The organism is Mesorhizobium sp. XAP4, from assembly GCF_029269325.1.
Lineage (GTDB): Bacteria > Pseudomonadota > Alphaproteobacteria > Rhizobiales > Rhizobiaceae > Mesorhizobium > Mesorhizobium ciceri.
The window spans coordinates 20,156-37,574 of sequence record NZ_JARIXW010000008.1 but is presented as its reverse complement, the minus strand read 5'-3'; the positions used below and the strand labels follow the sequence as shown (position 1 = coordinate 37,574).

The window sequence follows — 17,419 nt, the reverse complement described above, 5'->3', positions numbered from 1 at the left end:
GCGATCTTTCGATGATGGAGGCAGGCGAGTTGCTGGGCATGTCGGAGCGGAAATTCCGGCGTGACCGCGACCGTTACGAAGAGGCTGGGGAGGCTGGGTTGCTCGACCGGCGTTTGGGCAAGCTTTCGACGCGCTGGGTGCCCCGGAGGCCATCGAGGAGATGCTGGAACTTTATCGCACCGCTACCTTGGCTGGAACGTGAAGCAATCCACGAACACCTGCTGCGCGATCATGGCTTCAGCTGGGGCTACACCTTCATCAAGACGCAGCTTCATGCGGCTGGGCTGGTGGAACGGGCCAAGCTGCGCGGTGCTCACCGGCGCAAGGAAGCCGAGCGAGGGGATGATGCTGCATCAGGATGGCAGCCGTCATCAATGGCTGGCGGGTGGGCCGATGCTGGATCTGATCGTGACGATGGACGATGCGACGAGCACGATCTATTCGGCCTTCCTGATCGAGGAGGAAGGCACGTCGTCGAGCTTTCAGGGACTTCTGGAGACATTCGTCGCCAAGGGACTGCCGGGCCGGCGGTGCTGTCGACAAGATTCGCTTGACCCAGGTTGGCCGGGCGCTCGATCGGCTCGGCATCGAACATATTCCAGCCTATTCGCCTGAAGCCAGGGGCCGCTCCGAGCGAATGTTCTCAACCTTGCAGGACCGACTGCCTAAGACAATCTGGTGCTTGTCCAGAGCCTCGTGACGAACGGCGCAGATGTGAACGAATAAGGTGACGAGGGAACGCCGCTGCACGCGGCCGTTCTCCAGGGCGATATTTCAATGGCAGCCTTCCTGCTGGACAAAGGTGCCGATATCGAAGCTGTAAAGCCCCCGGCCGGCTACAAGCCTTTGCATATTGCAGCGAGCTACGACAAACCGGAAATGGTCGCCTTCCTTTTACAACGGGGAGCGCAGGCAAATGGCAGAGATTTCGAGGAGCGGACGCCCCTCCATCTTGTGGCGCGACTGGGCTTCATGCCGTTCCGCATCGAACGCCTGCCTACCCTCCGCAGTCCATAGTGCTTGCTCGCATTCATCGCTCTGGAGCTTCGCGGCGATCCAGTGCATCGCGCCGTAGATGATTGCGCGATCGTCGTTGGTCAGTTCCACGATGCCTGACTTGACGAGGAGACCGCCGAGCTCAATCAGATGTCGGGTGCGCTTCCGGCGCTCGACCTGCCACGTGCGCATGTCATTGCGAGCCTGTGCCGCCTGCCGGCGATTGTGAGCCGCCCGGCTGTGTTGGAGCGCTGCGAGGGTTGCGCTGAGATGCCGGAGCAGCTCGCCGGGACCGCCGCGTTGACCAGAGCGAAATGCTCGCGGACCAAAGCATAGGCGTTGAGAGTCACCCAGGCGCTCATACATGGCGGTCGAACCCTTGAGGTCCGTGCTGCCGGATGCCCCTCCTTCTCGTCGACGCGCTCGGACCGGAAGAGAAGGTGACCTCGATGAAGTCGTCGAGGTCGGTGTCGCCCGATACGTCGCACAGGCCGCAGACGTAGTGGGTCTTCAGCGTGCGCAGGGCACCGAAGCTATCGAGCACCATCCCGGACTGGGGACACAGCACATCCCAGCTCATGTCGAACAAGCCACAGCGGGCGGCGTGAAGGAAGAGGTCGATTGCTTCAGGCTCGGCGATTGCGCGGTCGCGAGCAAAGCTCAGCGGATTGAGCGATAGAGTGAGTGGTCGTCGGCGCTCCTGATCAGCGTCTCGAATTTCGAGATGATGCGTGGGCTCCAAGCTCGATCTTGCTCCACCTTGGTCATCTTGCTTTCGAGAAGACGATCGTCGACTATCGTTACGCCGGATCCTCAACCTTTCCTCGCGACAGCCTACTAAAAAACCAGCACGATGCGAATGGATTGCCGTCGAAAGCGTCTGCCGTCCCAGCAGCGATGCTTTATGCTCCTGCTCGTCTAGCCACCCATCCAAGCCTTATCGATCGCCCCGAGCGATACAACGATCCCGAGGGCCACTAAAGCAACGCCCAAACCACCTTCGAAGCGGCGGCTACGGGGCAGCAGCTTCTCGACGAAGACGAGCAGCGTCAAAAGCAGCATCCAAGCGACGCTCATGATGCCGGTCGCGACCAGCACGGCAAACAGCGCCCAGCAGCAGCCAAAGCAATAGAGACCGTGGCGCAGCCCCATCTTGAGCGCCCCAACACGCCCGTCGCGCCAGTGCTGAGCAACGAAAGCGAGCGGCGAACGGCAATGGCTGAGGCAAATGTGCTTGAGGGTCGTGAATTGGTAGAGCCCGGCGACGTAGCCGGCTTCCATGCAGCAGTTGGCGGCGAAAGTGAGAGAAATCCTTAGCGCATAAACTAGGCTTAGACTAGCGCTGGGCCTCTGAGTTCGCGTCACCGAGCGCGCAATTCAATCTATAGGTTCACGGACGGGACGGCTTGTTCTTGTGCATCGCAGCAACGATATTGCTGCATGCGCGTTGTGCACGACCGTGCCATTCCGGCGCACAAGGACACCGACTTGCGAAATATATCCGATACGATCGCTCGCCTGAGCGCGATGCACGCGCGGCCAGCAGCTGGATCCGGGGAACGGAACGACGCTCACTTGTCCGAAATTACAGGGTTCGGGTCCAATCCCGGAGCCTTGCGCGCGAGGCTTTATCTTCCGAAGAACCTGGCCCGGCAGGCGGCGCTGGTCGTCGTGCTGCATGGCTGCACCCAGAACGCGGCCAGCTATGATCATGGCTCCGGCTGGAGCGAGCTCGCCGCCGAGCATGGTTTTGCGGTGCTGTTCCCAGAGCAGCAGCGCGCCAACAACCCCAATCTTTGCTTCAACTGGTTTGTACCAAGCGATATCAGGCGCGACAGCGGCGAGGCACTGTCCATCCGCCAGATGATCGAGGCGGCAGTGGTTACGCATAGCCTCGATCGCAAGAGGATCTTTCTCACAGGTCTATCCGCCGGCGGCGCTATGGCGGCGGTGATGCTGGCGGACTATCCCGAACTGTTTGCCGGCGGCGCGATCATTGCCGGGCTCGCCTATGGAAGTGCCTCGACGATCTCCGAAGCCTTCGACCGCATGCGCGGCCATGGCGGTCCGTCCCAAGCCGACCTCCAGCGGCTGTTGCGGGCGGCCTCGCCGCACAGGGGTCCGTGGCCGCGTATTTCGGTATGGCAGGGCTCGGCCGACACGACTGTTGTGCCTGCCAATGCGGATGCAGTCCTGGCGCAGTGGCAAAGCGTGCACGATCTCGGCGAAAAGCCAACACGCATAGAGAAGGTCGACGGCCAGACGCGGAAGGTCTGGAGCGACAGCAACGGGCGCGAGGTAGTCGAGACGTTCACCATTGCCGGCATGGGCCATGGAACGCCACTGCAAACTGGCGGCGGCGATGGTCTCGGCGACGCAGGGCCTTTCATGCTGGATGTTGGGATTTCCTCGACACGCCACATCGCCCGCTTCTGGGAATTGACGAAGCCGGACGTGCGACGCAAAGCCAAAGCCGAGGTCGCTTCAGGCGCATTGCAGTCCTTTGCACCAACGGAAAACCCGCGGGCAGTCCGTATCGATCCCACGCCGGAGCGAGCCAGTGCGCGCGGTCCGGCAAGTGGGATTTCCAAGGTCATGGAAAATGCTCTGCGCGCGGCGGGGTTGATGCGCTGAATTGTTGTGGCGGAGGAGCTCTTTGTCTGGACCCTGCTGAACCAAGAGCCCACCATCGATAAGGCAGTGAGCCCCTGCTTACCCAAGACAGCGGCGTCGTTTGGGCCAGGGCTGTTTACCATCGGCCCTGGAAAGCGCTCTTGAAACAGGCCGGCCTGGCGGATGTGACGCTGCATGAGCTGCGGCATACCTATGCCAGCACGATGGTTCGAAATGGCGCTCCGTTGATCATCGTGGCGCAGGCCCTTGGTCACAGCGACACCCGAATGGTGGAGAAGCACTGTGCTCATCTAGCCCCGTCCTATGTAGCGGACATCATTCGCCGATGACGCCGCTCGGCGCGTGGCCGAGGCATTGGGGCCAACCGTGCGAGAAGCTGTGGCACGGCGATGGCAAAGCCACGGCGCTCCGAAACCTATTAAGCCCAACTCGAGCTACGCCATTGCCGTGAGGCGCTTGCCCGCGCGCTCGTGCACGAAGGTGACCATGTGAATAATAGGACCGACGGCCCCACCTTCCGTGTCGTTACAGCTTTTCAGAGCGATCGACAGGTCCACGCATTTGCGACGCCGCTTGGGCTTCGAAAAAGCTGACCGGCTTATCCGACGTCGCCCAGACGCAAATTCCGTAGGCAATCCCGAAGGAGATCAACAGGGCGGGCAAGATGGGTAAGCGGTGCATGGATCGGCTGGGCCTCTTTGTTGCAGACCCGCCCACAACCTCCTGCAACCCGATCGGTTCGACATAAAATATTTACCGTGTTGGCATGGTTTACGGATGGTTTCGCAGGCCATCGCGGATGCTTGCCACTGTGTCTGCTGGCGAAGACAAAAAAAGCCCGCTGCCGGGAGGAGGTGGCAGCGGGCTCGATTTTCGAATGTGGCGCGGGAGGAGGTGCGCCTCATTCAGCGCCGGCATCGCATCTGGGAGGAGTAGATGGCCGACAATCAAAATCTACCCGCTGCCCAGCGATTTCTGCAATCGTGGATCGTGCATAGCTGCTGTGCAGATTCGCTTGTGCCGACACACGTGTAGCATCAGGCCTCCGAATTGGGCGATTTTGTAAGCTCATCAATCGAGGGAAGGCCGGTCCCGATCCTTGGAGGCGACACCAAGGCCATTCGTGACGCAGAGGAAGAGGACGTGTTCGACAAGATCGCCGCCCGGCCCCGGAAAAAGTTTGCCAGCGGGTCGGAACCTACTACTGCTGCTCCGGCATTTCAGTATTTTCCTGAGGGTCTTTTTTCACGCCCGGGCTGGGTGACGTATCCACTGGCGCATTACCGCCCTGGTTTTGCACAGGAGCACGCTTGAACGGTGCCGTCTGCCAAGAGCCGTTCGATAAAGGCGTGAGTACAAAGAATGCCATTAGGCCTAGGAAAATGACGGCAATAACCGCCACGCCCCACGCCATGAGTCTTCGCGTGCCGCGTTGTTCTTCCCTGCGAGATAGATTGTCCACCATTGCTCCGGCCTCTCGTGAAGTGGCGCCTGTTGCGAAAGCATCTCCTTCCTCGAACTTCGCTATTGCATCAAAGTTCCGGCCCCGGTGCAGCATCCGCGAAAGAGCATTTTTAAGCTTAGCGCTCTAACGGCGTCGCCGGCGCATTGGGGGAATAGGCTTCGGGTTTAGCCTTAGCCACTGACCGGCGGCGAAGTTCCTCGCGAATTCCTCGGTCTCGAAAAGATGCTGGGTGGTTTCACCATTCTCGACGAGTTGTACCGCCCACTGGCCGTCGATGTGTTCGATACGAACACCAGCCCTTTGGTCATCGTCCACGGCCCGCACTCCCACACACGACGAAGGCACCAACAAATCATAGCACCCAAAGCGCTTCAACGTTCGAAATGTACAAAGCGAAGGAGAAGTTCCTGGACCGGCGTGGTGCGCACACTTCTGGAACGCTGGCAACCGAAGGGGCGATCACGAAGACGGTCATAGGCGAAAATGCGACTGACGCGGCATCCCTGGATTGCTCGGTCGCGCTCGGTACGCTCGGCCTGGAGGTCACTGTTACCGGCGTTGCAGCAAATCCTACGGCTGGAATGCCGTCGTGCGGATGATAATAGGGCGCACTCGTTGGATACCAGGGTCACCGGCTTCATCAATATAGGCTACGTATTCGTAGTCTGGCGCGTCAGGAAAAACAGATAAATGACCAAAGACTCAAAAGAGACTCAACACGAAAAGTTTCAGAGAGTAGCACGGGAACTTGAAACCGATGAGGCAGAGGAAGCCTTTGACCGCGTGTCGAAAAAGGTGGTGAAGTCGCGGCCGCCGAAGGGCGAAAAGGTCGCTAGTTCCAAAGTGGCAAAGCGGCCCAATTCGCCGGAAACCCCGCGTGACCGATCTTGATGTTTGGTGCTGTAGGAAATTGCGCCATATGAGTCTTCAACCGATCGGCCCAATTGGTTCGCGGATTAATTTGTTTCAGTAGCAGCCTCATTATGGCCAAAGCCGCGTAGAGCCTGCGGTTAGCCCCAGCCATCTGCGATAGGTGGTCGAGATCAGGGATTTCCCCATGGTTCGGCAAAGCCGGTTGATCCACGAGCGGCTTATTCCAATGCCGAGAATGATGCGCGCAAACGTTCCGTATACCGCTGAGTGACCGCGTCCATGACTTGATAAGGAGTGGGCGCAGGCCACCATAGCTCGCAGAAATTGCTTGTACGTCTGAGTACCGCATCCCCGACAAGAAGGGGGATAGTGGGCCGAAATCCAACAACTCGACTGCGATCCAAACGGGCATCGTTTCGCCCGGATTCTTGGTTCTGAAATGGACGGCAAATTCCTCTTTGGAAGTCGCCGCTCGTTCATCTAGCTTTCTAAGCCATCCCGTATGCATCGAGTCCACAAAGGCGGGGTTTTTTGCAGTCGTGAATCTCTTATCAAGCAGAGCTGGTTCGCATTGGGCACGAGGATCGTGCCGGCCAATTGAAAGCGCCACCTCTGTTCGAACGGAGATTTCGATGCGTTCGATTGCATCGAGTACCAAAAGCCGAAGTCCCTTGTCGAAGGCGTACAAGTCCGTCGAGTGCTTGAACTGGGTACCCGCTTTAAACGCATTGCCGAGTGCGAAAGAGTTGTCTTGCTGCTGAACCAGTTTGCGAAACGGATACCAATATGCGCTGAGCCGGTAGTACCCTATTTGCTGTAAATATTCCTCAGCTTTCGGCACATCAGGTACGGCCATATCCCTCGATTCCAGCAGCGTACGCCGCTGAGGGATCGTCAAATATGGCTTGATATGGCATGAAAAATAAAAAGGCCGACGCTTGCATTGCAGGGGCGCCGGCCGTGTCGACCTTGTAGGTGGGTGATTTGACCGGTAATGTCAAGTCACGCGATTTCCCCTCCTACCGCGTGTTCACGAAATAAATACTTAGCTGGTTACTGACCAATTGCCAATGGCCCTGCCATTCCCCCACAGCTGGGTAGCGCCATCTGGACTCCAACAAGCAAGAGTCGCATTCTTCCCATGGGGAGAGGGTTATGGGCGTCCACAAACAGAAGCCTATAATGCGGCGTAGGCGTTCGCTGTTAGAGCAGCGGGCGCTGATCCCAGTTTTGCTTTGCGGTGTTGCCGGGGCAAGCTATCTCATGCCGCCGCAAGCCAAACAGCATCCCCTTCCCACAGTGCACCGTCTGGGTAGCCCTAGCTCGCCAAGTGGATGCAACATTAAGGGCAATATCAGCGTAACAGGCGACCGTATCTATCACATGCCAGGTCAGCGCTATTATGACGAAACGGTCGTTAACCCGGCCAAGGGGGAGCGCTGGTTTTGCTCTCAATGGGATGCTTGGTGGGCTGGCTGGCGAAAGTCGAAGGTATGACGGCAACTGAGGCTGCGGAATCGGCAAAAACGTCTGGCTAGGTGACGGCGCGCAGAGAATATTAGCAATCGGGAACATTCGGTTCCTGCGGAAGTTTCTCGGGTGAAGGCACCTCAGGGAGGTTGCTATGAGAAAACTGTTCCTTGCTTCCGTGATTGCCATCGCCTGCGCCGCAGCCGCGGTCGCGCCTGCGGATGCACACTTCGGTTCTGGCATCGGCTTTTTTGGTCCGTTCGGCGGCTTCAGCCCGTTCGGCGGCGGCCCGTTTTACGGCGGTGGCCCCTTCTACGGCAGAGGTCCGTTTTACGACTATGGCGGCCGCTACTACGGCCCCCGCTATCCTGGCTACGTGGCCCGCTACCCGCATCGCTACTATTTCCGGCATCGTCACCATTGCCGCGTGAAGTGGGTTAGGCACTGGCACCATCACCACCGGGTGCTGGAACGCGTTCAGGTTTGCCGGTACTGACAAGCCGGATTGGCCTACCGCCCGTCTTTGGCCTTGGCATAAGCATTCGCCTGCCCCATGCCCGAATGCTTCTAAGCCACCTCGTCCCCCGGTCGGGTCGGATGCTGTCGATTTAGCAGGATAGACAAGGCCGTGATGATCTGAGGTATCGCAAACGGCTTGCTGATCATTATGCTTTCCGGAACGCCTTCAGCACTCCAATAGGGCGCGCCATCGCCGCTGATGTAAATCACGGGGATGGCGGGGTTCACTCCCCGAAGATCTCTGGCCAACTGCCACCCGTTTTTACCAGGACCAAGTCGAATATCCGTAATCAAGCTGCTAACCGGCGCTTCGTCAAACGCCTTTATAGCCGCTTCGGCTGTTGTCACCCCGACAACCCGGAAACCAGCCTCTTCCAAAGCCGTCTCAAGGTCCAGCAGGATTAGTGGCTCGTCTTCAACGACCAGAACCGGGATTTCGTCCATTCCCCACTTAGCACAGCCCCTGTTGCAGGCGCAACTTCACTTTAGCCACAGCTAATAAACGAGCAGAAGCATACGCCTGTGCTTAGGGCACTGGAAGCAGGTGGCTTGGTCAGCGCCCGTCCTTAGCCATGGCGTAAGGATTCGAAACGCCCATGCCGGAATGCTTCGTCGGGTCGAGCGTGTAGCTGAAACCGACGCTTCGCTGTTCGCAATTCGAGCAGCGCATCTTAGGCGCGAGATCAGCGGCCATCGCTGGCGCATCAGCGCCGCACCGCTCGCGCAGCGCCTCCAGGTCGAGCGTGCGGGAATGATTGCAGCGGGCGCAATGCGCCGTCACCCGCATGCCGCTTTCGATCAATGAACCAAACGTCCATCCCATGGCGTGAACATAGCAAGAGCGGGAGCGGCGATCAACGATATCTCAGTGGCCGGCGCCCTTTGGCGGGGTGCTTCGGAGATGGACGCCGGCCTGGCGGGCGGGGTTGGCACGCCACAGGATGGTGGTCGACACGGTCAGATACCAAGCGACGGTGACAGAACCGTGCCGACCAATCTGGGCACGAGGGTGGGCCTAGTGCCCAAAGTTTACGCTACTCGCAAAACGACAGCGCAGCAATTAAACCTCATGGACTAGTTCGCGCAGTACGATCTTCGAACAGCCGGAACTATTCTTATTGGCACAGTGGCGGTCGATTCTCAGGATGTAGCCGCCCTAATTGCGACCCGTCGTGCTTGGCCAACGCGTCGGGTTCTGCGCGTGTCATCCCTTTGCAACCATTTTAGCTTAATCTAATTTAACCTCGGTCAGTCCGAGTTCGCGTATGTTGAAGTTCATCCGGCCAATGTTCCCCACGCTTGTCGAGGTGCCGCCGACAGGGGACAACTGGATTCACGAAATCAAGTACGATGGCTACCGGACGCAAATCATAATCGAGGACGGCACGGCCCGAGCGATCACGCGAAGAGGCTATGACTGGTCATCGACGTACAAGATGATTGTCGAGGCGGCGGCAACCCTTTCCCCCAAGTCGGCAATCATCGACGGCGAGGCAATCGTCCTCAACGGGAAGGGCGTGTCGGATTTCCATTCGCTGCGGTCCGCGATGCGATGGGCGCCGGATCGGATTATCTTCGTCGCCTTCGATCTACTGCACCTGGACGGGGTCAACCTGCGCCCAGCACCTCTGCTGGAACGTCGGGAAAAGCTGCTCGAACTCGTCGGGCCTGCCAAAGGCGTGATCCAGTACAGTCACCATGTGCATGGCGGCGGGGCCGACTTCTACGCTGCGGTTGATCGCATGGGCCTGGAGGGCATGGTGTCGAAGCGGCCTGATAGCGTTTATCGGTCAGGCGACACCGAAGCGTGGCTGAAAACCAAATGCTACGAGGAAGTCGACTTTGAAGTGGCAGGCGTGCAGCTAAAACCGGGATCGGCACCACTCGCTTTGATGGCAACCCGCGATGCGGAACGCCGCTACGTCGGATCGGCTCACATCGCGCTGACCAAAGCCATGCGAGAACGCCTGTGGGCCAAGGTGCAGGAGGGGAAAGGCACGCCCCCGAAAGGCGCGGACAAGCCCGACGCTGAATGGATCAAACCTGGCCTTGTCGGACGAGTGAAGACCCTTAAGCGCGAGGACAAGCTACGCCATGCGACTTTGCGGGCGATCCGCGAGGCTAAGGCATGACGCCCCGGCCGCTCCACCATGTGAACGTCGAACCCAACTCCCCTGTGGCAGTCGATCAGCGTGCAGCCTTGAAGCTCGTCCGAATGGCCATCGAGCAGGTATGCCGTGCCGGCGTGCTGCCTAGCGAGGAATGGGTGACGGGCTACTATGGCCCAGAGCCCGATCTATGAAGGCGAGGCATTGGCCAAGGCGATCATTGAGACCGTGGAGCGCCTGACGAAGTAAGCCCGCCGCTGAGGACACAATTACAGCGGCGGGCCTTGCACTTGCACCAGAGCTTGGATTTGAGGAGGGGAATCTCAACCAAGCACATTTCCAACTTCGATCTCAGAAACAGGTTCCAGCCCTACGAAAAAGATTCATCGCGGGTGGCCCGCCACCGGGTCTCGAAGCCAGCGGCGGGCCTTGCTTGGCTGTTTCAAGGAGATTTCCTTACCAAGCGCATTCCGAACTTCGACTGCGGACGCATGTTCCTCCCAGGTCGGTGCAAGAGTTTATGCACCCGGTGGCAATCGACGCATTGGCCAAGGGACGCCCAACAGGTCAACAGACCTTAAATCGGCTTTCCAGCGCGCAACATGGCCCGCGCAATTGCGAGTTGCGTTTCCAGCCTAGCGTTCTCTTTCTGAGCCATATTGTCGGCCGCTATGAGCCGTTTCAGCGCCCGCAATGTCTCGCCTCGCGTCCATCCCGCCTCCAGCATGCAATCGACAATCACCTGAAAGCCTGGCTCCATGGCCTCCTGGCAGTCGATGGCTCGGTCCTGATAATCGTCCTGTCGCTTGGGCGGATTGACCATATCTGCGTTCTCAGTTGGCGGGGCCTTTGGGCTTTGTCTCGGACGTAGATCCGTCGAGGAGATCGAGAAATGAGTGCAACGCCTTCACCATCATCCGAGCGCCGTTTTCGCTCAGGGTGAAGGATCGCTTCCCCTCGGCAGTCAATAGCCCGACAAGGCAGACCTCGGGATTATCGCGGTCATCGATTTCGATTGTGACGCCCGAGACCGCTGGCAGCATTACGTCCTTTGGCTTCTTCGGCATCACCACAACCTTGATACGTTCTCACTCCGTTCCCATCTTGGGCGGGCCTCGATCCTTGTCAATGAGACGACCTGAATGTGTGGACGCGTTTTTGTCAAATCGACCATCCCGGACATGGTGCGGCGCTTCGAGTTCGCGCACCCTGGCGACGTTGAGCGGGCAACGGGTTCCCGGTCTGGAATGGCGCGCCCAGCCTGACCTATCCAATCATTGTACGTGAAGAGCTTTCCACGAGCATGGCCGGTTTCCTTTCTGCGAAGTGGGGGCTGGTTCCCGGCTGGGCGCGCGATGGCGGCGGGCGGCCACCGCCTGTCAATGCGCGGTGCGAGACGATTGCCAGCAACGGCATGTTCCGAAAAGCATACGCCGCGCGCCGTTGCCTGGTGCCCGTCGACGGCTATTTCGAATGGCAAAAGCTCGATGGTTCGGGCACGAAAAAGCAGCCTTACGCTATCGCGATGACGGAGGACGAGCCTTTTGCCATGGCTGGAGTATGGGAAGAATATGCCGACAAGGCGACCGGCGAGTTGATCCGGACCTTCGCTGTCGTCACCTGCGAGCCCAATACGTTGATGGCGACGATCCATGATCGGATGCCGGTTATTCTGGCGCCTGCCGATTACATGCGCTGGCTCGGACCGGAACTGGATCCACGCGACCTCATGAAGCCATATCCTTCGGAGCTGATGAAGATGTGGCCGATCGACAGGAAGGTCGGAAGCCCGCGAAACAACACGCCGGACATCATTGACGAAATTGGCGTGGGACCAAACGACCTTTTCGACGTTTGAGCCTTTACACTGAACGGTCGCGGTAGGAATATTGTCCTCAGGTGGGGCGACTCTCAAAAGGTGTCGCAATGGCTAGGTCAAAACCCTCAAAGCAGTTATCACAGGCTGAAATCGAGCGCTTCCTGGTGGCAGCGGAAGCGCTGCACCTAAGCATCATCAAGCCGTTCATATCACCACATTGCGACCACTACAGGCAGACGCGCGTCCTGCACGAGGTGCTATTGAAGGCCGTGCGGGACGTCACCGGGAAAGAGGTCGAGTTCATCCGGTGGAACACCACTGGACCGGTGCTGCCCCCCTAAGGCTGGGTAAGCGCCTGGCTGCCGGGGATCGATCAGGCCGAACCCGCAGAACTGACAATGCCAGCGATGCGGATAGCGACGGCATCAAGTCCGCCGTCGTAAATTCTCGTGAGGACGTGTTCCGCAGCTTCAGCCCGTTGGGCAGTGCAACCGCGAACGTCGCCACCGCCCAACCTTGCCGGCCTGTTGGCGACGCAATCCCAAACTCCCCACAATCCGTCGCGCTCAATATGACAATAGAATCTGTGCTTGTGATTTTCCATGCAAGGTAAACTCCCCGCATCCCCATTGGGGTCCGATCTATCCAGGAAGGTGGTTAATGGGCCCGCGTTCGCCGATCGCACTTTAGGCTGGCCGCAGTGGTCCGTCGCCGCACGATGGACTGCTCACTGCACCGGCCACGACATCAGCGCGGTCAGACGGCTGCCGATGCGGAATCGGCGAGATGCGGGAACAGAGTTCAGACGCCGACGTTTTTTCCCCAGGTCACGCGATTTTGCGCGTGTAGAACTAACGGAGGTAAAAATGAGCATCAAAATGCTTACGATGGGCGCGATGGCGCTCGCAGTGATGACGGGCTCAGCGCTGGCTGGCAGCAGCACCACTTCCGCGCTCGATGATCCTGCAAAGATGTCACCTTTCTTCACGGATGCCGGCATGAAAACCTTGAGGTCGGAAGCGGATTTCAAGACCGCATGGATGTCCATGAAACCGGATGAACAAAAGGCGGTGCTGAAAGACTGCGGCGACACCACGCTCAACAAGTCGCACGCTGATTTCTGTGCCATGGCCAAGAAGATGGGCGGCTGAGAATAACCGCTCTAGGCATTGTTCCCGAAACGTATTTGGCCCGTCCTTAGGGACGGGCCTTTTTCTGCGGGCCATTCCCTTGCGAGCCATGTTGCTAAGCGCTCCCGTCGGTCTCGCTTTCCTCGTCAATCATCCGGACTGGTAGATAAGCATTCGTTTCCAGCCACTCACGCAAGACGATCTGAATGAGCTCCGACCGGCCGATTTTCATTTCAGCGGCAATGGAGTTCAGTGCGTCCTGTGTTGCTGGCTCTAGCGGGAGGCCGGCGACGTTCCGGAGCATCAACGCAGCGCGCCGAAGCATGATCTGAAGATCCCCTCGCGACATGTCGGCGATGCTATCGGCGGCGTTCTCCAGTTCTTTGGCGAAGGATGATAGGGGCATGGCTCTCATCCTAAAGACAACAGCGGAATAATACACAGCAATTCAATTGAACAACGGGGGTATCGGGGAACGCGGCAAAATTATCCTGGTTGGATTGGCAGCAGGGATCACGGTTCACCTGGGCGGGCATCAATGGATGAAAGGACATGAGATGCACCTTGCTGAGCTTACCAAGTATGCGGTCCAGGGACAGCGTCATTCACAGCGTATGCAGAGAACCGGCATCGGCAACGGCGGCTGGCCACTGTGGACCGAGGCGGAGACAGAAATATGCCGCTCGCTCTATCCAGACTACAAGGCCATGCGCAAGGCGTTGCCACATCGCACCCAAGCCGCCCTGGCGACACGATGCCAGACACTAGACATAGCTAAGAGGCGCCGTATCTGGACGGCAAGAAGTGATGCATTGTTTCGGAGACTCGATCGGACAGCAAGTGCGTCAGAGCTTTGCGCCGCGTTTCCTGACCACAGCCTCAAGAAATTATGCTGCCGAGGCAGCGCCCTGGGTCTTTCCCGCCCTAAAGTTCGCTACAAGCCTACTGGTTTGCTTTACTCGACGAACTTCGATCGGAATGTTCGCGACGAAACGTAACCATGGCCGAACTTGACGAATTTGCGAGGTCAAAGCGCTACTTCCGTCACAAAAACTGGAGGGGCGCCCGAGGCTTTGTCGACTACAATGCCATTGTGCGCGGAATACGAGAACTCGGCGGTACAGTCCACATCGAATGGAGCGAGCAATGAGCGCCTTCTTCCGGTGCCGGGTCGAGGCGACGATCGAGCACATGATAGCCCTTCTGGATGAGATGGATGGTGATCCGAACATGCAGGCGGAACCTGTCGAAGAACAGCATGACCGCGAAGCCGTCGACCTCAACTCTGTCATTGAACGCGTAACTGCGAGGGTTATCCACAGGTCGCCAAGATTGGTAAAACGCTCCGAGCTTCGTTAAGGTCTCGTTAACACTCTGAGAGCATCGTTTGCGTGGGTTCTGAACCCCTAATCGCCTACGAAGCCCGCTGCCTAACCCCAAGCCCCCCGCCCAGGCAGCGGGCTTACTTTTCCAAAGAGAGCCACGTTAGCAGACAGCACTCACCGGCGGAGCCGTTCGCCAAAGGCTTGGCGGAACTGCGAGAGCTTAGCAGCCGGCATCGCTGCCCAATCATGTGCGCGGAAGCCGTCTGGTGGCGGTGCCACCGCCGCATTATTTCCGACTACCTGCTGGAGAAGGCGAACGCGTCATGCATACTCTTGGGGCCGGTCATGCTGAGGAGGCCAGCCTGACGCCAGGCGCTGTGTGCGCGATGATGGAACGATCGTTTATCCCGGAGAGCATCTCCTCCGGACGCAAGCATGGATCATTGCAAGATCGCGGCCATGGCGATCGCCAGACGTTGAAAAGCCTTCCGCGCCAGGCACAGGGTCTGGCGGAACAAGCTGTGACCTCGAAGGTTGGGTCACGCAGACAGCTTCTGAGGCACGCGCATGGCGTTGGACAGAGACGGGGCGAAACTAGCGGCCGGATTGTCCGTCGCTGCATTAGCGGCACTAGCGGGATACAACGCCATCCGCGCCAAACGTGCGATCGCCAGCCTGACATGCGGACGTATGATGGCAATTGATGGTCTGCGCCTGCATTTTATCGAAGCCGGAACCGGCATGCCGCTGCTTCTCCTGCATGGATCCATGGCGGAGGATTTCAAGTCGAGCGGCGTCTTCGATGAGGCGGCAAAGACCTACCGGGTGCTCGCATTTGACCGTCCCGGCTTTGGGCGAAGCTCACGTTCGCGCACCCGGCGCTGGTCCGCTTGCGACCAAGCCGACCTCATACATGCCGCCGCCGGCAGATTGGGTATTAAGAAATATCTCGTGCTTGGACATTCCTGGGGAGCCTGGATCGCCCTCGAGTTGGCGCGCAGGCATCCTTCATCGGTCGCTGGCATTGTGCTTGTCTCAGGCTATTACTATCCGCCACCGCGGCTGGATCTTGCACTGGCCGCACTCCCGGCATTGCCGGTGATCGGAACGGGGTTTCGCCACACCTTGTTGCCGCTGCTTGTGAGGCTTGCCTGGCCTTGGGCAATGGAAAAGATATTTCGACCCGCTATGATCGCCAGCGACTTCGCCGCATCCGCCAAGGATGCCGCCAGCCGCCCTTCCCAACTGGGGGCGGTTTGTTCGGAGTCAGCATCTATGCTGGCCGCGGCCCGGTCGGAGAAGGCCAGCTATAAGGACATTTCCGTACCGACCGGCATCCTGGCGGGATCTGGAGACCGGTTGTTCGATGCGGAACGGAATGCACGGCGCCTGCATGGCGAAGTTGGTGGGTCTCTCCTCGAGGTGATTCCGGGCGCTGGCCATATGGTTCATCAGAGCGCCCCGCAGGCAGTAGTCGGTATGGTGCACACGATTTCAGCACGGCACGCCCTTTCCCAATCGAACCGTCGGCAGCGACGTAAGCTGCGTGCCGACGAGTTCAAGCCAGGTCCGGCTCCGCAAATGTTCCAGGCGGGCGACAAGTGACGCCGCTTGCACCAGATCGTCGTTCAAACGAGCTTTCCAAATGAGCGACCAACGTCCAGCCAACATGCATTCGGTGCTCCACCAGAACATAGAGGCACTGGTCGAGCACAGGCGACAACAGGAGGAGCACCAAAGCGTTCAGGTGCGGATTGCCGGCGCTATTTCGCGCTTCGCGGGGAGCATGACTTTCGTCTATCTGCATCTCGCAATCCTCGTGGCCTGGATCCTTGCAAACCTAGGCGCGATGCCAGCCATCCCAGCTTGGGACCCAACTTTCGTGATCCTGGCCATGGTCGCTTCCGTCGAGGCAATCTTCCTGTCTACCTTCGTGCTGATCAATCAGAACAGAATGGCCGAACACAGCGAGCGCCGAGCGGAACTGGATTTGCAGATCAGCCTCCTTAACGAACATGAAACCACGCGGCTGATCGAGATGGTGGCTGCCTTGGCGGTGCGTCTGAATGTCTCCACCCCGGCCGACAAAGAGCTGCGGCAACTGGCAGAGAATGTCGATCCCCGAAAGGTGATGACCCAAATCCAGCAGGCTTCTGAAGATCAGCAGGAAGCTTGATCAAAGCGACCGCGCCGGCAAGCCGCCGCAGCGTACCAACCCAACACGAGCTTACAGCGAGAAACCATTCGCGCGGCTGCTGTAGGCCTGCAATCGTCCTCATCGTCTGGCACTTGGCTGTCGAAGCACCAAGCCCGTCTTGGCGTTGTCCAAGGCGACCTCAGGACGTCAATCGATCGCGGCAGCGTATCAGCGGCGATAGCGAGGTACACTGGGGAGCCGAAGGTGTTCCCAACAGCATAATATGATCACCAAGCCCTTCTTTCTGCCGCAGATCATAACGGCCGTACCTCAACTCTTAAATGCTCAGCAAGGTCCAGAAACTCACATCCAGGATTCGGATCTTGGCCCGAGCTGCTGACTGGATCGCACGCCGGCAAGTCTTACATGCCGTATCCTGCGCCGTGCTTCTGGCTCTTGGCCAATTATTTTCGCCTCACCAAAACTCCCGGAACATTCTGTCCATCCTGCGTTGGGCCGCGCCGGACAATCCCTCTTGCACAATCGCCTGTTGCCCGGCATCGGAAGCTGGATCCCCACAGCTTCAGCCCGCCTCGGCTCCCCACCCGAGGCGGGCGGCGCGGAGTTGATGCAAGCATAGAGACGCCTTCACCCCATCAGAGCTGGCCGTACTGAGCCGCGTTTTGGCGCGCAGCAACCCCAAAAAACGAGACCGAAACCAAGAGAGAACGGAGTGCATCGCGCATCCTGGCTTACTACCAAGCTGGGATAACGGACGAGGACGAACTCGAACAGCTTTCTCGACAATCCCTCGCGTGGTTATCGACATTTCGGCAATTCAGCATGTGCACATACTAACTCCGGCGGACGGGCCACCGCGCGGCATGGCCCGACGCACAGAGCGTTCTGCCGGCGTCGAGCGTGATTCACAGCCGCCAGTTCT

At 58.8% G+C, this 17,419-nt stretch carries 22 protein-coding genes and 3 pseudogenes; 14 read left to right on the top strand and 11 right to left on the bottom strand.

Features of this window, described 5'->3' with window-relative positions; genetic code table 11:
* Nucleotides 1–11 precede the first annotated feature (11 nt).
* Entirely contained in the window at nucleotides 12–554 is a 543-nt protein-coding gene (locus tag P3C39_RS28725) for a hypothetical protein (RefSeq protein ID WP_157678603.1), read from the top strand.
* Between the two features lie 190 nt (nucleotides 555–744).
* Nucleotides 745–909, top strand: a pseudogene (locus P3C39_RS28720) (ankyrin repeat domain-containing protein); the annotation flags it as partial.
* Here the strand turns inward: P3C39_RS28720 and P3C39_RS28715 are convergent.
* From P3C39_RS28715 to P3C39_RS28705, 3 genes and pseudogenes are all read right to left on the bottom strand, one after another.
* Nucleotides 895–1,188, bottom strand: coding sequence for a conjugal transfer protein TraD (locus P3C39_RS28715; RefSeq protein WP_013525231.1), 294 nt, complete (start codon nucleotides 1,186–1,188; stop codon nucleotides 895–897). The pseudogene P3C39_RS28720 and the gene P3C39_RS28715 overlap by 15 nt on opposite strands.
* Before the next feature lie 241 nt (nucleotides 1,189–1,429).
* Nucleotides 1,430–1,764: pseudogene (locus tag P3C39_RS28710) on the bottom strand (DUF5939 domain-containing protein); the annotation flags it as partial.
* A 150-nt stretch (nucleotides 1,765–1,914) separates the two neighbouring features.
* The gene (locus tag P3C39_RS28705; RefSeq protein ID WP_245268656.1) at nucleotides 1,915–2,277 is read right to left on the bottom strand and encodes a DUF2182 domain-containing protein; all 363 of its coding nucleotides are present in this window, start codon (nucleotides 2,275–2,277) and stop codon (nucleotides 1,915–1,917) included.
* Nucleotides 2,278–2,484: 207 nt separating this feature from the next.
* Here P3C39_RS28705 and P3C39_RS28700 point away from each other — a divergent pair, with 207 nt between their 5' ends.
* Complete coding sequence (locus P3C39_RS28700; protein WP_064995301.1) at nucleotides 2,485–3,630, top strand: PHB depolymerase family esterase; 1,146 nt, start codon at nucleotides 2,485–2,487, stop codon at nucleotides 3,628–3,630.
* A 74-nt stretch (nucleotides 3,631–3,704) separates the two neighbouring features.
* Nucleotides 3,705–3,959 carry a tyrosine-type recombinase/integrase gene (locus tag P3C39_RS28695; protein ID WP_084016218.1) on the top strand — a complete coding sequence of 85 codons (255 nt, stop codon included), beginning with the start codon at nucleotides 3,705–3,707 and terminating at the stop codon, nucleotides 3,957–3,959.
* Between the two features lie 872 nt (nucleotides 3,960–4,831).
* Here the strand turns inward: P3C39_RS28695 and P3C39_RS28690 are convergent.
* The 3 genes from P3C39_RS28690 to P3C39_RS28680 all read right to left on the bottom strand — a co-directional run bounded on the left by P3C39_RS28690 (nucleotide 4,832) and on the right by P3C39_RS28680 (nucleotide 6,824).
* Nucleotides 4,832–5,095: a hypothetical protein gene (locus P3C39_RS28690; RefSeq protein WP_013525235.1), complete on the bottom strand. Its 264-nt coding sequence runs from the start codon at nucleotides 5,093–5,095 to the stop codon at nucleotides 4,832–4,834.
* Nucleotides 5,096–5,218: 123 nt separating this feature from the next.
* On the bottom strand, nucleotides 5,219–5,410 hold the full coding sequence (locus P3C39_RS28685; RefSeq protein WP_082827649.1) for a hypothetical protein: 192 nt from the start codon (nucleotides 5,408–5,410) through the stop codon (nucleotides 5,219–5,221).
* Between the two features lie 517 nt (nucleotides 5,411–5,927).
* Nucleotides 5,928–6,824 carry an Abi family protein gene (locus tag P3C39_RS28680; protein ID WP_245475839.1) on the bottom strand — a complete coding sequence of 299 codons (897 nt, stop codon included), beginning with the start codon at nucleotides 6,822–6,824 and terminating at the stop codon, nucleotides 5,928–5,930.
* A gap of 299 nt (nucleotides 6,825–7,123) precedes the next feature.
* Here P3C39_RS28680 and P3C39_RS28675 point away from each other — a divergent pair, with 299 nt between their 5' ends.
* Complete coding sequence (locus P3C39_RS28675; RefSeq protein ID WP_013525238.1) at nucleotides 7,124–7,465, top strand: hypothetical protein; 342 nt, start codon at nucleotides 7,124–7,126, stop codon at nucleotides 7,463–7,465.
* A gap of 127 nt (nucleotides 7,466–7,592) precedes the next feature.
* Nucleotides 7,593–7,934 carry a hypothetical protein gene (locus tag P3C39_RS28670; protein WP_013525239.1) on the top strand — a complete coding sequence of 114 codons (342 nt, stop codon included), beginning with the start codon at nucleotides 7,593–7,595 and terminating at the stop codon, nucleotides 7,932–7,934.
* A gap of 71 nt (nucleotides 7,935–8,005) precedes the next feature.
* Here P3C39_RS28670 and P3C39_RS28665 read toward each other — a convergent pair whose 3' ends face one another.
* A complete protein-coding gene (locus tag P3C39_RS28665; protein ID WP_013525240.1) occupies nucleotides 8,006–8,401 on the bottom strand; it encodes a response regulator in 396 nt (131 codons plus the stop codon).
* A 109-nt stretch (nucleotides 8,402–8,510) separates the two neighbouring features.
* The gene (locus tag P3C39_RS28660; protein ID WP_245265376.1) at nucleotides 8,511–8,759 is read right to left on the bottom strand and encodes a hypothetical protein; all 249 of its coding nucleotides are present in this window, start codon (nucleotides 8,757–8,759) and stop codon (nucleotides 8,511–8,513) included.
* A gap of 463 nt (nucleotides 8,760–9,222) precedes the next feature.
* Between P3C39_RS28660 and P3C39_RS28655 the strand changes: the two genes are divergently transcribed.
* Nucleotides 9,223–10,089: an RNA ligase family protein gene (locus P3C39_RS28655; protein WP_086081394.1), complete on the top strand. Its 867-nt coding sequence runs from the start codon at nucleotides 9,223–9,225 to the stop codon at nucleotides 10,087–10,089.
* 553 nt (nucleotides 10,090–10,642) lie between these two features.
* Here the strand turns inward: P3C39_RS28655 and P3C39_RS28650 are convergent.
* Nucleotides 10,643–10,888, bottom strand: coding sequence for a hypothetical protein (locus tag P3C39_RS28650; RefSeq protein WP_013525243.1), 246 nt, complete (start codon nucleotides 10,886–10,888; stop codon nucleotides 10,643–10,645).
* Nucleotides 10,889–10,898: 10 nt separating this feature from the next.
* Nucleotides 10,899–11,132 carry a hypothetical protein gene (locus tag P3C39_RS28645; protein WP_013525244.1) on the bottom strand — a complete coding sequence of 78 codons (234 nt, stop codon included), beginning with the start codon at nucleotides 11,130–11,132 and terminating at the stop codon, nucleotides 10,899–10,901.
* A gap of 75 nt (nucleotides 11,133–11,207) precedes the next feature.
* Between P3C39_RS28645 and P3C39_RS28640 the strand changes: the two are divergent.
* The 3 genes and pseudogenes from P3C39_RS28640 (at nucleotide 11,208) to P3C39_RS28630 (ending at nucleotide 13,035) form a co-directional block, all read left to right on the top strand.
* Nucleotides 11,208–11,923, top strand: a pseudogene (locus tag P3C39_RS28640) (SOS response-associated peptidase).
* A 68-nt stretch (nucleotides 11,924–11,991) separates the two neighbouring features.
* Nucleotides 11,992–12,225 carry a hypothetical protein gene (locus P3C39_RS28635; protein ID WP_013525245.1) on the top strand — a complete coding sequence of 78 codons (234 nt, stop codon included), beginning with the start codon at nucleotides 11,992–11,994 and terminating at the stop codon, nucleotides 12,223–12,225.
* Nucleotides 12,226–12,750: 525 nt separating this feature from the next.
* Nucleotides 12,751–13,035 carry a hypothetical protein gene (locus P3C39_RS28630; protein WP_013525246.1) on the top strand — a complete coding sequence of 95 codons (285 nt, stop codon included), beginning with the start codon at nucleotides 12,751–12,753 and terminating at the stop codon, nucleotides 13,033–13,035.
* A 94-nt stretch (nucleotides 13,036–13,129) separates the two neighbouring features.
* Here P3C39_RS28630 and P3C39_RS28625 read toward each other — a convergent pair whose 3' ends face one another.
* Nucleotides 13,130–13,420, bottom strand: coding sequence for a hypothetical protein (locus tag P3C39_RS28625; RefSeq protein WP_013525247.1), 291 nt, complete (start codon nucleotides 13,418–13,420; stop codon nucleotides 13,130–13,132).
* A 740-nt stretch (nucleotides 13,421–14,160) separates the two neighbouring features.
* Between P3C39_RS28625 and P3C39_RS28620 the strand changes: the two genes are divergently transcribed.
* The 4 genes from P3C39_RS28620 (at nucleotide 14,161) to P3C39_RS28605 (ending at nucleotide 16,515) form a co-directional block, all read left to right on the top strand.
* Nucleotides 14,161–14,373, top strand: a complete 213-nt coding sequence (locus P3C39_RS28620) for a hypothetical protein (RefSeq protein WP_013525248.1) — start codon at nucleotides 14,161–14,163, stop codon at nucleotides 14,371–14,373.
* 32 nt (nucleotides 14,374–14,405) lie between these two features.
* Nucleotides 14,406–14,705, top strand: coding sequence for a DUF488 domain-containing protein (locus P3C39_RS28615; RefSeq protein ID WP_275954848.1), 300 nt, complete (start codon nucleotides 14,406–14,408; stop codon nucleotides 14,703–14,705).
* A 201-nt stretch (nucleotides 14,706–14,906) separates the two neighbouring features.
* Nucleotides 14,907–15,944, top strand: a complete 1,038-nt coding sequence (locus tag P3C39_RS28610) for an alpha/beta hydrolase (protein ID WP_275954849.1) — start codon at nucleotides 14,907–14,909, stop codon at nucleotides 15,942–15,944.
* A 40-nt stretch (nucleotides 15,945–15,984) separates the two neighbouring features.
* On the top strand, nucleotides 15,985–16,515 hold the full coding sequence (locus P3C39_RS28605; protein WP_013525250.1) for a DUF1003 domain-containing protein: 531 nt from the start codon (nucleotides 15,985–15,987) through the stop codon (nucleotides 16,513–16,515).
* Nucleotides 16,516–17,419: the final 904 nt, after the last annotated feature.